13 protein-coding genes and 1 pseudogene are annotated in these 13,268 nt (G+C 61.9%); 3 read left to right on the forward strand and 11 right to left on the reverse strand.

Features of this window, described 5'->3' with window-relative positions; genetic code table 11:
* Positions 1-19 precede the first annotated feature (19 nt).
* Positions 20-463: pseudogene (locus AC07Y0_RS07865) on the forward strand (integrase core domain-containing protein); the annotation flags it as partial.
* Here AC07Y0_RS07865 and AC07Y0_RS07870 read toward each other — a convergent pair.
* The 3 genes from AC07Y0_RS07870 to AC07Y0_RS07880 are packed head-to-tail and all read right to left on the reverse strand — an operon-like array spanning position 460 to position 1,736.
* Complete coding sequence (locus AC07Y0_RS07870; protein ID WP_498676115.1) at positions 460-948, reverse strand: TOBE domain-containing protein; 489 nt, start codon at positions 946-948, stop codon at positions 460-462. The pseudogene AC07Y0_RS07865 and the gene AC07Y0_RS07870 overlap by 4 nt on opposite strands.
* Positions 949-978: 30 nt before the next feature.
* The gene (locus AC07Y0_RS07875) at positions 979-1,512 is read right to left on the reverse strand and encodes an ABC transporter ATP-binding protein (protein ID WP_498680194.1); all 534 of its coding nucleotides are present in this window, start codon (positions 1,510-1,512) and stop codon (positions 979-981) included.
* Positions 1,416-1,736, reverse strand: coding sequence for an ATP-binding cassette domain-containing protein (locus AC07Y0_RS07880; protein ID WP_498676116.1), 321 nt, complete (start codon positions 1,734-1,736; stop codon positions 1,416-1,418). The genes AC07Y0_RS07875 and AC07Y0_RS07880 overlap by 97 nt, the downstream gene beginning before the upstream one ends.
* Positions 1,737-1,984: 248 nt before the next feature.
* Between AC07Y0_RS07880 and AC07Y0_RS07885 the strand changes: the two genes are divergently transcribed.
* Complete coding sequence (locus tag AC07Y0_RS07885; protein ID WP_498676119.1) at positions 1,985-2,665, forward strand: TetR/AcrR family transcriptional regulator; 681 nt, start codon at positions 1,985-1,987, stop codon at positions 2,663-2,665.
* A gap of 330 nt (positions 2,666-2,995) precedes the next feature.
* Here AC07Y0_RS07885 and AC07Y0_RS07890 read toward each other — a convergent pair whose 3' ends face one another.
* The 5 genes from AC07Y0_RS07890 to AC07Y0_RS07910 form a co-directional block, all read right to left on the reverse strand.
* Complete coding sequence (locus AC07Y0_RS07890; protein ID WP_498676121.1) at positions 2,996-4,813, reverse strand: ABC transporter ATP-binding protein; 1,818 nt, start codon at positions 4,811-4,813, stop codon at positions 2,996-2,998.
* A gap of 2 nt (positions 4,814-4,815) precedes the next feature.
* On the reverse strand, positions 4,816-5,694 hold the full coding sequence (locus AC07Y0_RS07895; protein WP_498676122.1) for a metallophosphoesterase family protein: 879 nt from the start codon (positions 5,692-5,694) through the stop codon (positions 4,816-4,818).
* Positions 5,695-5,759: 65 nt separating this feature from the next.
* Positions 5,760-7,316 carry an ABC transporter substrate-binding protein gene (locus AC07Y0_RS07900; protein ID WP_498676124.1) on the reverse strand — a complete coding sequence of 519 codons (1,557 nt, stop codon included), beginning with the start codon at positions 7,314-7,316 and terminating at the stop codon, positions 5,760-5,762.
* Between the two features lie 94 nt (positions 7,317-7,410).
* Complete coding sequence (locus tag AC07Y0_RS07905) at positions 7,411-8,334, reverse strand: ABC transporter permease (RefSeq protein ID WP_498676126.1); 924 nt, start codon at positions 8,332-8,334, stop codon at positions 7,411-7,413.
* 15 nt (positions 8,335-8,349) lie between these two features.
* Positions 8,350-9,279: an ABC transporter permease gene (locus tag AC07Y0_RS07910; protein ID WP_498676128.1), complete on the reverse strand. Its 930-nt coding sequence runs from the start codon at positions 9,277-9,279 to the stop codon at positions 8,350-8,352.
* 167 nt (positions 9,280-9,446) lie between these two features.
* Here AC07Y0_RS07910 and phnF point away from each other — a divergent pair, with 167 nt between their 5' ends.
* Positions 9,447-10,184: a phosphonate metabolism transcriptional regulator PhnF gene (gene phnF / locus AC07Y0_RS07915; RefSeq protein WP_498676130.1), complete on the forward strand. Its 738-nt coding sequence runs from the start codon at positions 9,447-9,449 to the stop codon at positions 10,182-10,184.
* Positions 10,185-10,493: 309 nt separating this feature from the next.
* Here phnF and AC07Y0_RS07920 read toward each other — a convergent pair whose 3' ends face one another.
* From AC07Y0_RS07920 to AC07Y0_RS07930, 3 genes are read right to left on the reverse strand one after another with little or no spacing between them, the layout of a single operon-like run.
* Positions 10,494-11,738 (reverse strand): Zn-dependent hydrolase, encoded by a 1,245-nt coding sequence (locus AC07Y0_RS07920; protein WP_498680195.1) that lies wholly within the window; start codon positions 11,736-11,738, stop codon positions 10,494-10,496.
* A 10-nt stretch (positions 11,739-11,748) separates the two neighbouring features.
* A complete protein-coding gene (locus AC07Y0_RS07925) occupies positions 11,749-12,402 on the reverse strand; it encodes a TenA family protein (RefSeq protein WP_498676132.1) in 654 nt (217 codons plus the stop codon).
* Position 12,403: 1 nt separating this feature from the next.
* Complete coding sequence (locus tag AC07Y0_RS07930) at positions 12,404-13,246, reverse strand: BtpA/SgcQ family protein (RefSeq protein WP_498676133.1); 843 nt, start codon at positions 13,244-13,246, stop codon at positions 12,404-12,406.
* Positions 13,247-13,268: the final 22 nt, after the last annotated feature.

Genomic DNA, 13,268 nt, shown 5'->3' on the forward strand with positions numbered 1-13,268 from the left:
AACTCGGTGCGGTTCAGTCGAAGATGTCACCGACACGCTGAACCTGGTACTGACGGCCTCAGGATGCAATTCAGCGAAGGTCGAGCACAAGCCGCGTCTGCTCTCGGACAACGGCCCGTGTTACATCGCCGCCGATCTTGGCGATTGGCTTGAGCAGCGATCCATCGAACAGGTGCATGGTGCACCCGGCCATCCCCAGACCCAAGGGAAGATCGAGCGGTGGCTTCAGAAGCTCAAGTATCACATTCTACCGGAAAATTACTACTTCTCGCAAGACCTTGAGGCACAGATCACAGCCTTCATCGATCACTACAACCATCACTGATATCACGAAAGTCTCGGCAACCTGACACCGGCCGACGTCTACTTCGGCCGCGGCCACACCATTCTGTTGGAAAGAGAAAGGATCAAACGCGACACCATCAAACAGCGCCGCTTGCAACATCGTCAGCGAGCGGCTTAAATCAAACCCAACGACGGACCAGAAACTCCAATCTTCGCAACGCCAATCTGTCTCGGATCATTCGCAGACGGACAACCTACATGTCGACCATGACTCAATTGAGCGAAGCTCTCCGGCCGAAGCTGGACCCGGATTGCCCCTGCCCCGATCTCCGAACCGTTGCAGCGAATATCGACCTCGTTACCGATGAATTCGACCTGCTCCACCGGAAGCGAAATGTCGCCGAGCCCGTCTTCGGCCGGATGAAGCCGTTCCGGCCTGATAGCGAGTAGATACTCTCCATCGACAAGGCCCGCTAAGGTCAGTTTCAGTGGGCGGCCGTTGACCGACACCGCGCCTCCCCTGATCATCACCAGCATCTCGTTGATCGCCGTCGCGCCGACGAACCTTGCCACGGACAGATAGTCTGGCCGGTTGTAGATCTCCTGAGGCGCAGCGCGCTGCCTGATTTCCCCGCCTTCCATGACGGCGATCCGGTCAGACATCGCCATCGCCTCGGTCTGATCGTGGGTGACTTAGATGAAAGTAATGCCGGTACGGCGATGCAGATCGACGATCTCCTCGCGCAGTTGCTGGCGCAATTTAGCATCGAGATTGGAAAGCGGCTCGTCCATCAAAAAGACGGCTGGATGTCGGACCATGGCCCGACCGACCGCAACGCGCTGTCGCTGGCCGCCGGACAACTGGGCCGGCTTGCGATCAAGAAGTGCCTCGAGACCGAGCGGCTTCGCAACCGCTGCGATCTCGGCGGCGATGTCATGGCGGATGCCGCGTACCCTCGGTGAAAGCAAGGCGGCACCCGGCAGGCGCTGCAGGAACGACAGGCGTGACATTTCCAGTGGCACCGCCAGATTGGCTCGAACAGTCATGTGCGGGTAGAGCGCATAGGACTGGAAGACCATCGCGATATTGCGGGCCTTCGGCGGCAGTGGTGAAACGTCGCGATCGCCGATCAGGATGCGGCCGCTCGTGCAGGGGGTTCGAAGCCGGCCAGCAGGCGCAGCAGCGTCGACTTTCCACAGCCGGAAGGCCCAAGCAGTGTCAGGAATTCCCCTTCACGGATGTGAAGATTGATGCGCCGTAGCACCTGGGTACGATCGAACCGCTTCTCCAGATCCCTGATATCGATTGAATGATCTGCCATATCCGCTTTTGTTCTATCCGCAAGCACCCCATCCGGCGGTGATTGCCCAATTCTGTGTCCGTCGAGGGGCGTCAGGTGAATTTGAGCCAGCGAGGCATCGCCGACACCACGACCGACACACGTCGTCAACACAGCCTCCTCTATGGGGCTTTCTTGACCCCAGATGACAAACGTAAAATTGTCGATACTTTTTATCGCGGTTTTTTATATAGATAGTGGCAATAAATAACGACTTGGTTACTTACGGAGGACCCTGAACCATTGACCTAGGCCAAAAAAACACCCTATCAGATAATGGCGAAGCAAACTGGAGGCAGGTCCGACCTGCTCGATGCTCGTGGCCAAATGTATGTGCAGTGATCGAAGCGAGAAGCGTCTTGACGGAAGAGAAGAGTGCGGAAGCACACAAGCAGCCTCGCAGGCGGCACCCTCGCAGGCCCGATCTTTCACAAACCCGGATACTGGATGCCGCCGTCGTGGAATTTGCGGCCAACGGGCTGGCAGGAACACGCGTCGAAGCCATCGCCGAACGGGCCGAGATCAACAAGCGGATGATCTACCAGTATTTCGGCAGCAAGGAACTGCTATATCAGGCCGTTCTGGAGAAGGTCTATCGGGATGTTTGGGATGCCGAAGCGGCGCTGAACCTTGACCAGCTTCCTCCTCGTGAGGCGCTGATCGCGTTGGTGACATTCATCTGGACCTATTATCTGGGACACCCGGAATTCATCACAATTCTGAACTCCGAAAACCAGCTGAAGGCCGTGCACTTCCGAAAATCCCGCATTCTGCGGGAAGGCGCCGCCAACTCACGGCCGCTTGTCGATGATTTCCTGCGGCGCGGAGAGGTCGACGGCACATTTCGCGGGGGGATCGATCCGATCCAACTCGGCCTGACGATCACCTCTATCTGCTACTACTACTTCACAAACCATGCGACGAGCTCCATCGTATACGGCCGACGCATGATGACGCTCGCGGCATTGGAGCAGCGCCTCGCGTTCAACATCCAGACGATATTGGCAATCGTCGCACCAACATCGCCATCCTCAGCTTGACGGTCATCGCAAGCTGTCGAATTCCAGCAGGATTTGACCCGTTGGGGGTGCGGATAAAAAGTTGGACAGATCCATACGTTAAGGCCGCGACCTGATCGCCGCACGCAATGCATCCTGCCGCCTCTCGGGCATCGCGCTCGACTGGGCCTTCTTCCACTGGGGCCGGTTTTCGACCCGCTATCACGCCATGTTCGAGGAAACGCCGTCACAGACCTGCGGATCCGCAACTGACCGCCGCTGCAGTTCTGGCCTCTACGGTTCAGATCGGTCACCCCGATGGGCAGGGTGCTGCCCCCTGCCGCCGCAGTCTTCCCAAGCGTACGGGCTGCACTATTGCGCGAGAACCAGGTGATCTGCGCCGACACTCAGATACGCGCTCGCCACCGGCCGATAACCCACGGGGCGGATCGGGGTCTTGCGCTCGATCTGGGCGGCTGAGGCGCGCTCGCGGCGGCGGCTCGGATCGGCGACTGGAACCGCCTGGAGCAGTTGGCGCGTGTAATCATGCCGTGGTCGCTGCAGGACGTCGTCCGTTCTGCCAATCTCGACGATCCTACCCTGGTCGAGCACGGCCACCCGGTGGCTCATCTTCTCGATGACGGCAATATCATGCGAGATGAAGAGATAGGCGATCCCGTCCTCGCGCTGCAGTTCCTGCATCAGGTCGATGACCTCCGCCTGGACCGAGACGTCGAGCGCCGACACCGCCTCGTCCGCGACGATGATCCGAGGCTTCGACGAGAGAGCGCGTGCGATGCAGATCCGCTGACGCTGACCGCCGGAGAACTGGTGGGGATAGCGGTCGATGCTGTCGGCCGGCAACCGTACCCGGGCCAGCAGTTCCACCGCCATGTCGCGCCGTTCACGCGTATTGAGGGCGGTATGGATGATGAGCGGCTCCGTTACCAGCTCCGCCACGGACATGCGCGGATTGAGACTGGCATAGGGGTCCTGGAAGATCATCTGCAGGTCGCGCCGCATCGGCCGCATGTGGTGCCGCGTGAGCGGCATGAGGTCCTTGCCGGCAAAGAGGATCCGACCGCTCTGCGGCTCTACGAGCTTGAGAACCGAACGGCCGATGGTCGACTTGCCGGAGCCCGATTCGCCGACCAGCCCGAGCGTCTCGCCGGCGCGCAGGGTAAAGCTGACATCCTCGACGGCATGGACCCGTGCAACGAGCCGTTTCAGCATTCCCTTGTGGACCGGAAACCGGGTGACGAGGTTGTTGACCTCGAGCACCGTTTCGGCGGCCCGGCCTTCTTCGTTCCGGCGGCCCTCTTCGCCTGTCGCCGTCCGTGGCGCGGCATAGACGGGTGCGCCGGAGCCGAGCTTCGGCACGGCATCGAGCAACTGGCGGGTATAGTCGGCGCGCGGCTGGCGAAACAGCGCGCCCGTGTCGGCTGTCTCGATCATCCGGCCGTGGCGCATGACGACGACCCGGTCGGCGATTTCGGCAACCACCCCCATGTCGTGGGTGATGAAGACGACCGCGGTGCCACTGGTCTGCTGCAGCTCGCGGATGAGATCGAGGATGCCGGCCTGGATGGTGACGTCGAGCGCCGTCGTCGGCTCGTCGGCGATCAGCAGCCGCGGCGAACAGGCAAGCGCCATGGCGATCATCACCCGCTGGCGCATGCCGCCCGACAGCTCGTGAGGATATTGCAAAAGCCGGCGGCCGGGATCGGAGAGGCGGACGCGGTCGAGAAGATCGCGTGCCTCGCGCAGCGCCTGGCTTGGAGACAGGCGCTTGTGGTGGATCAAGGTCTCGCAGATCTGGTCGCCGATCGTCAGCACCGGATTGAGCGAGGTCATCGGCTCCTGGAAGATCATCGAGATGGAATTGCCGCGGATGCGCTGCAGCTGCGCTTGGCTGCTCGCGGCGAGATCGACGACGCTTGAGTCATCGAGCCGGAAGGCGATGCGGCCCTTGTCGAGCCGTCCGCCCTCCCGCTCGATGAGCCTGAGGATGGAAAGGGCGGTGACCGACTTGCCGGAACCGGATTCCCCGACGATCGCCAGTGTTTCGCCGGCGAAGAGATCGAAGGAGAGATCGTGAACCGCAACGGCGCGCTTTTCTGCCGGACCAAACGAGGCCGACAGGTTCTCGACCGAGAGCAGCGGGGTTCTGGCGTTGCCGGTCATCGTCATACCTATTCGGCCGCTTGGTTGAGATGGCGAAGCCGGATTTCCGGGTGCTCGTGGAAGGGCGGTAGAGGCTCGATCCAGCGCCGCGCCGTCTCTTCGGCGTCGATTGAGACGCGCATCGAATCCTTGCCGAACACCGTCCAGTCGATCCGCTGAGAAAGCTCGAGCAGGGCATAGGAACCGGCGGGCTCGGGATGGGTGGTAAAGGTTTCGGTCAGCGATTGCAGGGTGAAATGCGGCTGGCCGTTGACCATGGTGAGCGTGTTCCAGTGCACATGGCCGGCAAAGCAGGCAACCGGCACGCGGGCTCCGGCGAGAATCGCGCGCACCCGCTCGGAAGCCCCCGGATAGGTCGAGGCATCCGGATTGCGCTGGAAGTAGTAGTTGCCGGCCTGGGAATGGCCAGAGACCGGAACGTGGCTGAAGATCGCCAGCGGCCGCGTCGCGTTGCGGACAACGCCGGCAAGCCAGAGCAGGTCGGCCTCCGGCAGGATAAAGCCACCCGGCCGGTGGATCTTCGCGTCGGCCCGCCAGATCACCAGCGTCCAGTCGCCCATGTCGACCGTCGTGTTGGAGAGATCCTGGCCGAGGATGGCGGCGTTCTCGTCGACGCTCAGATAGTCACGGTCGTGATTGCCGCAGATATGGAAGCGCGGAACGCTCATGCCGGCGAAGATCTCTGCGACATCCTGCTCCAGCTGTTTGTCCGTCTCCTTGTCGCAATCGGAAATCCGGTCCCCCATGTCGATGACGGCGTCGGGCCTGGTCGCCTCGACGAAACGTGAGAATTCCTCGAGCAGGGTGAGCGCCGAGGAACCCTTCTTGGTGAAGTTATCCTTGCCGTGATGGATATCTGTGACGATACAAAGGCGTGTCGTGGCCATGGGAGTTCCGCTTGTGAATGGGAGTGAAACCGGGCGACGAAGGCGCCGCCCGGCAGTATAGGGTCTTAGTTGGAAGCGACCGAGATCGAACCGGCACGGAAGTCGAGCACGTAAGGAATGTGGCCCGGCTTCGGACCCCACTGAATGCCCTTCTGCATCGCCCAGGATTCGTAGGGCTGATAGAGGACGAGCATCGGCGGGTCCTGCTTGATGCGATCCATCAGCTCGGCATAAGCGGCCTTGCGGTCCTCGACCTTCTCGGAGAAGCGAAACTTCTCCCAGGTCGTGGCATAGGCTTCGTCGGTCTTGAAGCGGCCTTCGCCTTCCGACGGGCCTTCCGGTGCCCACATCACGCCGAATGAGCCGAAGGGGTCGGCGAAATACATCGGGTTCGACCAGTTGCGCACCATCATGGTCGGATCGCCGCCCGTCCACTTGTCGTCGACATTGATGCTGGTTTTGATGCCGATCGCATTCCACATCTCGGCGATCGCCTGCATGGCGAGCATGCCGTTGGTGTAATAGACGGCCGAAGTATCCATGCGGATCTCCTCGCCCTTGTAGGAGGATTCAGCCAGCAGCTTCTTGGCCTTTTCCAGATCGTATTCAAAGGTCTTCAGCTCCGGCATGTAGAGTTCGCCGAACTGCTTGTAGGTGTGGGTCGAGGGGACCACGGCCTTGCCGAGCCACAGCGCCTCGTTCAGCGTTTCGCGATCGACCGCGTAGCTGATCGCCTGGCGGAACTTCGGATCCTTCATCACGTCATTCTGGGTGTTGAAGATGAGGATGTGGAACAGCGGTGTGACGTCGCTGGCAACCTTCAGATTGCTGTCGGCCTCGATCGTCGAAAGCTGATCCGGCGGCACGTTGGTGATGATGTCGACTTCCTTGTTCTTCAGCGCCGTAATGCGGCTCGCCATTTCCGGAACGTAGGAGACGGTCACCTTCTCGAAGGGCGCTTTGTCGCCCCAGAACGCGTCATGGCGCTCCCAGACGAGCTTTTCGCCGGGCACGAACTGCGCGATCTTGTAGGGACCGGTGCCGACCGGAGCGAGCGAGAAGGCTTCGAAGTCGGCATCCTCGGCGACGTTCGGATCGCCGGTGAGCGCCTTGGTGTATTTCTCTGGAATGACCATCAGCTGCTGCATGTTGATCAGCGTTTCCCAGAGCGGCTCGGGGCGCTTGGCGACGATGCGGATCGTGTGGTCGTCGACCTTCTCGGCGCGGTCGAAATTGCCCAGACGGTCCTTGGCGCGCACGATATAGGGCTTGAAGGTCGGCTTAAGCATGCGGTTCAGCGAGAAGATGACGTCGTCGGCTGTCATCGGGTCGCCGTTCTGGAAGACCACGCCCTGACGCAGCTTCAGTTCCATCACGGTCGGCTCGACGAGCTTCCATTCGGTCGCGAGGCCCGGACGGAACGTCGTTTCGGCGGTTTCGGCATCCTTGTCGATGAGGACGTCGAAGCTGTTGTAGTAGAATTGCGAACCGACGTTGGAGTGGTCGCGGCCCGGATCGAGATAGGGCGGCATGTTGGCCGATCCGACGTTCAGCTCGGCGGAAAGGGCACTGCCGCTCATGAGCGCGAGAAGCGTCGAAGCGATGATCATCGTGGTCTTCATGGTGGTCTCCGTTGCAGGGCTTAAAAGATCCGGACGGTTTGCTAGGCCGCCGGCAATGAGGTCGGCGGCGGACCGCCGCTTGGGGTCTTGGCGCTCAGCGGTCCCGCAGGCGCACGTCCATGTGGTCGCGCAGCCGGTCTCCGATCATCTGCACGACGAAGGTGATGGACAGGATCAGCAGGGCCGGCGCCGCGACGATCCACGGCGCGGTATGCATGTAGTCCCGACCGATGCCGACCATGGAGCCGAGCGTCGCGGTCGGCGGTCGCAGACCCAGGCCGAGGAAGGAAAGGCTCGATTCCAGCAGCACGATGTTCGAGAAATTGAGTGTGAACATCACCACGAGCGGCGAAATCACGTTGGGCACGATGTGCCGGAAGGCGATCCTGAGCGGCGAAGCGCCGGCCGCCCGCGATGCCTCGATGAAAGGCATTTCGCGAAGCTTCAGCACCTCGCCGCGGATAATGCGTGCATACTGCTCCCAATAGGCGATCCCGAGCACGATGATGAGCACCTGGATGTCGCTGCCGAAGACGGCAACGGCCAAGAGGGCAATGAGCGTGAAGGGGACGGCGATCTGTATGTCGACAAACGCCATCACCAGGGCATCCGCCCGCCCGCCCGCAGCGCCGGCCAGAAGGCCGAGCGTCCCGCCGATCAGCATTCCGATGATCGCGCCGGAAAGGGCGATCGACAGCGTCATCTGCAAACCGTAGAGGCAGCGCGACAGCACGTCGCGGCCGAGTTCGTCGGTCCCGAAGATGTGGCCGGCTTTCGCGCCGGTAAAACCGACGGGCGGCTTCAACCGCGATAACAGGCTCTGTGCATTGGGTTCGAACGGCGAAATGAGCGGCGCAGCGAGAGCCGCAAACACCAGCAAGGCGCCCAGAACCAGAACCAGCCGCATCGGCCAGTCCAGTCCGGCCCAGACGCGCCGCATTGTGGCCGGCCACCGCAGGCGAGCAAAGAGCGGGTTGCGGGACGCCTCGGGCAAGGTATCAATCGTGGTATCCGACATATTCGCCACCCTTTCTCACGCGTTCCTTCCGAGGCGGACCCTCGGATCGGCAAGGCCGTAGGCAAGATCGACCAAGACGTTGATGACGATGACGGCGAGCGCGACGGCCAGCACGCCGAACTGCAGGACCGGGTAGTCCCGGCGAATGGCCGCGGAGACCAGAAGCTCGCCGATGCCGCGCCACGAGAAGACCGTTTCGATGACGACGCTGCCGGCGGCAGCAAGGCCGGCGATCTGCAGGCCCAGCACCGAGAGGATGGTGATGTTCGCGTTGCGCAGCGCATGCTTGAAGATGACGACCCGTTCCGGCAGCCCCTTCGCCCGCGCCGTGCGCAGGTATTCCTGGCTGAGCACGTCCAGCATGGCATTGCGCGTGAAGCGCGTCATCCCGGCGATATAGAAGGTCGAAAGCGCCGTGACCGGCATGACGAAATGCAGCCAGGTGGAATTGCCGGTCGACGGCAACCAGCCGAGCCAGAACGAGAAGATCAGCAACAGCAGGATGGCGAGGACGAAATTGGGAATGGCATAGCCGAAGAAGGCTCCCCCCATGATGACATTGCCGATCCACGAATTGCGATAGATCGCGGCGGCAATGCCGGCCGGTACGGATATGACCATGGTGACCAGCACTGCGCCGATGAGAAGCTGAAGGGATGGCCAGACCCGCTCGGCGAAGATCAGCGCCACCGGACGCCGCTCGATCAGCGACAGGCCGAAATTGCCGTCCATCAGCGAAGCGAGATAGCGCACGAACTGCTCACCATAGGAGCCGTCGAGGCCGTAATATTCGATCAGAAGCTGGCGATCCTTCGCGCCGAGCCCCTCGCCGGCGAGGAAATCGATCGCATTGCCGGAAAGCCGGGTGGCGAAGAAAACCGCCGTGCCGATGACCGCGACGGTCAAGCACATGCGCAACAATCTGCTGATGAGGAATTCGAACATTCGCTCCACCCCTTAACTTGTCTAGACTGTATGGACATGTTCTGTTACAGCGATGTTGCCGGCTCATGATTTTTTTGTGACGCGGCTTGAGCCGGCTGGATACACCGGACAAAGAGGGAATACGGCGCGCTCGACGCCCCAATTTTCGGTCAGGCAAGGGTCAGCGAATGGACATTTCGAACAACCCCATGTGGCGCGACCGGGAACTGCCGGTCTGGCGACAGATCGAGGCAGACCTGGAGGTCGACATCCAGACCGGCGTGTTCGGCGCGGGCGAAAGGCTGCCGAGCGAGCATGAACTGACGGCAAAATACGGCGTCAATCGTCATACGGTGCGCCAGGCGCTCGCCAGCCTGGCACAGAAGGGCATCGTCAAGGCACACCAGGGCAAGGGCGTCTTCGTCGCTGACGAACCGTTCGAATACCGGCTCGACCGCAACGCCAAATGGAGCGAGGTGGAAAAACGCTTCGACGGCGGCTCCGGGGGACGGCTTTTGGACAGCTACGAGCAGCCCGCCAGCCAGGCGATCGCCCGCGCCCTGCAGCTTGAGGTCGGCACGCCGCTGATCGTGACGGAAACCCTGCGCACGGTCGGTCCCGGCATCACCACCTATGGCTATCACATGTTTGAAAAGCAGCGGTTCGACGGAATGGCCGCGGCCTTCGAGGAAACCGCGAGCTTCACCAGGGCCCTTGCCACCTTCGGCGTCGACGCCTTCTTCCGCGCCTCGACCTGGATCGACTGCCGCATGCCGCGGCCCCGCGAAGCGGCGGCGCTGGCGGTCTCGATCTCGCTGCCGGTCATGATCATGACCTATGTCGACACCGACAGCGCCGGGACACCGATCCTCTATGGCCACGGGGTTTTCCCGAAACGCATGATGCGGATCAGGATCGACACCTGATCGCGCAAATCCGCATCCATCCTAAAGCCGCGCAGCCATTTAAACGGATCTGCACAGCAAATCCTAAAGACGGCATGATCACCAGCAGCAAACCCTATCACAACGTCCGAGACGAAGACTCCAAGAAGGCGGCGTAAGGGAAGACATCTAGCCAGGGGCAATGGCAATGGGGCGCCACCGGCATTTGAAACTCCGCAGCTCGCTTAATGCGACAAGGACCTAAGCTGGTTCAACCGCGGTGACGGTCCGTGTGCGTTGATCATCGGCACGCGGAGACGATTTCCAAATCAGACGTAATGCAAATGGACGTCATCGCTTTGATGATTTCGTAATCTCGAGAACAGCATGTGCGAGCGTCTCACAGCCGGCGGTGGCATGCGCCGGTTCCACGAATTCCGCCTCGTTGTGGCTCAGGCCATCGCGGCAGGGCACGAAGATCATGGCGGCGGGCGCGACGCGGTTGGCGAACAGCGCATCGTGGAACGCGCCCGACAGCATGCGCTTGCTCGACAATTGCAGGCTGGAGGCGGCGGCCTCGAGCGAGTCCTGCAGACCCTCGTCGAACACACAAGGAGCCATGTCGAACAGGCGCCTGATCGCGGCGGTGCAGCCCTGCTTGCCTGCCTCCTTCGAAAAGGCCGCAGCGATCTTCGCTTCCAGCGCATCGAGGCTCTCAGGGTCGGGATGGCGGATATCGACCGTGCACCTGACATCTTCCGGAATGGCGTTCACCGAACCCGGCGAAAGCCTGAGGCTGCCGACGGTAAAGCGGGCACTCTGGTCTTGCGGCATGATCGTGTCGTAAAGGCCGGAAAGGGCGGTCGAAAGCGCCCGCATCGGATCGTGGCGGTAGGAAAGACCCGTCGTTCCGGCATGGGCCGTCTGGCCTGTCACCGTGACTTCGAGCCAGCGCGTGCCCTGAATGCCGGTGACGATGCCGATCGGGATGTTTTCTGCCTCCAGCGACGGTCCCTGCTCGATATGGATCTCGATATAGGAAAACACCGGAAAGCCGAGAGGCCGCATTTCCGCCTCGGGAAGGCTTTCGATGGTCGCGGCCAACTCCTCAGTGAAGGATGCGCCGTCGGTCGCTTGCCTGGCCGCCCAGTCGTCCGGTATCGCGCCGGCGGCAAAGGCCATGGAACCCATGCAGCCCGGAGCAAAGCGGCAGCCTTCCTCGTTTGTCCACACAACCACTTCCATCGGCCGGTCTGTCTCGATGCCGGCGTCCTCGAGGCTTTCCAGCACTTCGAAGGCCGAGAGGGTGCCGAGCGCGCCGTCATAACGTCCGCCTGCCGGCTGGCTGTCGAGATGGCTGCCGATCATCAGCGGGGCCAAGGTCTCGTCGCGTCCGGGACGGCGGATGAAAAGGTTCGCCATCGGATCCTGAAAGACCCGGAAGCTGCGTGCGAGCGCGAGGCCCGCCAGCATCCGCCGGGCCTGCCGGTCGCCTTCGGTCAGCGCCTGCCGGTTGACGCCGCCCTTGGGCAGGGCGCCGATCTCGGCGAATTCCGCAAGGCGGCGGTTCAGGCGGTTTCCGTCAATGGCGAACATGGTCATGGGGTTACTGCCTTCGGAGGTAGGGAGCGTCGTGGAAGGTGATTTCGAGCACCTGCGCCTTGCCGAAGATGGCGCTGAGCCGCGCGCGCTCTTCCGCCGGCATATCCTTGCCGGCCTCGTCGAGTTCTGCCTTCAGCCACAGCGCTTGGGCGGCGAAATCCTCGTGCGCATGGAGATCGACCCATTCCTTGAGCAACGGATCGCTGATCTTGGTGGCGGCGGCCTCCTTCGACCATGTCCAGTACATCCATTCCGACGCAAACATTGCCGCGACGGTGTCGAGATAGCCGCCATCGCGGGCAATCGCCACCATGCCGTTGCGGAAGGCGGCGACTTCGGGAATGGCGGAATCGAAGGTGGAAGGATCGATGCCGCGCTCGGCGAAGGTCTTCTCGAAATAGGCGATCTGCTGCTTGGCCAGCGCGTCGAGTACGCCGATCAGCCAGCGCTTGCGGGCGATCGTGTCGGCCTTGGCGGCGGCGAAGGCGAAGATCGAGATGGCGGCATCAACGAAATCGCCCTCGAATACGAGGTAGCGTTCGAACACGGCTTTGGGCAGCCGGTCGGCCTTGATGTCCTCGACGAAGCGGTGATGCACCATGGCCTCGAAGACCGGCTGGTTCTCGCGCAGGATCTGCTCGGAAAGCGTCTCGGTCATGTCAGTCCTCCAGAGCCGGGCGGGCGGCCTCGACGAAGGCCTTGACGCGGGCCGGTTCCACCGGGTTCCACCACACGCCGTCGACCTTCAGCGACGAGGCGACGATGACGCCGCTGGTGCGTTGCAGGATTTCCACGACGTTGTCGTTGGTGACGCCGGAGCCGACGAGCAGCGGCAGGTGGGTTGCCTGGCCGATTTCCTCTATCTCCTCGATGGTTGCCGAACTGCCGGTGCGCTGGCCGGTGGCTATCACGGCGTCGGCGTCGAAGAAGGCGAGATCGCGGGTCAGCTCGCCGATGGTGCGGTCGGCGGTGATCGCATGCGCGCCATGCTTCACATGGCTGTCGGCGAAGACCTTGATGTGCTCGGCGCGCAGCGCCGAACGGTAGCGCATGGCTTCCGCCGCGCGGCCTTCCATGAAGCCTTCATTGGCGACATAGGCGTTGGCCCACTGGTTGACGCGGATGAATTTCGCAGCCCCCGCCATGGCGATGGCGAATGCCGGGATCGGCGCATTGGCGAGCACGTTGACGCCGAGCGGAACGCCGGTGGCGCGCGCGATGCGGTCCGTCACCACCGACATGAAGGCTGCGGTCTCATGTCCGATATCCTCCGGCTTGGAGAAGGGAATGTCGCCGTGGTTTTCGACCATCAGGCCGTGCATGCCACCTTCGACGAGAGCCTCGGCATCGCGCATGCAGGCGTCGTAGATCGTGTCCATCGCCGCACCCCGATAGCGCGGAGCGCCGGGAAAGGGCGGGCAATGAATCATGCCGATCAGCGCCTTGCCTGTGCCGAAGATTTCCCTTATGGCGCTCGAAATGTTGTCGGATATCTGTTGCATTTCCGTCCCTTTTTAAATCTCT

The sequence above is a fragment of the Allorhizobium sp. GW101-3B10 genome (assembly GCF_059424725.1).